1 pseudogene is annotated in these 488 nt (G+C 36.1%); it reads left to right on the top strand.

The annotated features are described in order from the left end of the window. Positions 1-488: pseudogene (locus FUA24_RS23830) on the top strand (xylose isomerase); the annotation flags it as partial.

Below are 488 nucleotides of genomic sequence, written 5' to 3'. Positions count from 1 at the left end.
CAAAATGAATATTGAAGTTAACCATGCTACATTAGCACAACACACATTTCAGCATGAATTAGAAGTATCTGCCGCTGCAGGCATGTTAGGAAGTATTGATGCTAACCGAGGTGATTACCAAAATGGTTGGGATACAGACCAGTTCCCAAACAACATCCAAGAAACTACCGAGGCTATGTTAGTATTCCTAAAAGCAGGTGGTTTACAAGGTGGAGGTGTTAATTTTGATGCTAAAATTAGAAGAAACTCAACAGATTTAGAAGATGTTTTCTTAGCTCATATTGGTGGTGCCGATACCTTTGCACGTGCTTTAATTACTGCAGATAAAATCATATCTTCTTCACAATATAACAACTTAAGAACTGAACGTTATAGTTCTTTTGACACTGGAAAAGGCAAAGATTTTGAAGCTGGAAAATTAGATTTAAAAGCGCTTTATAATATTGCTAATGATAATGGTGAGTTGCCTTTAACTAGTGGTAAGCAAG

The organism is Seonamhaeicola marinus, from assembly GCF_008085455.1.
Note: the sequence above shows the minus strand (reverse complement) of the source record. Positions and strands in the feature narration are given on the sequence as shown.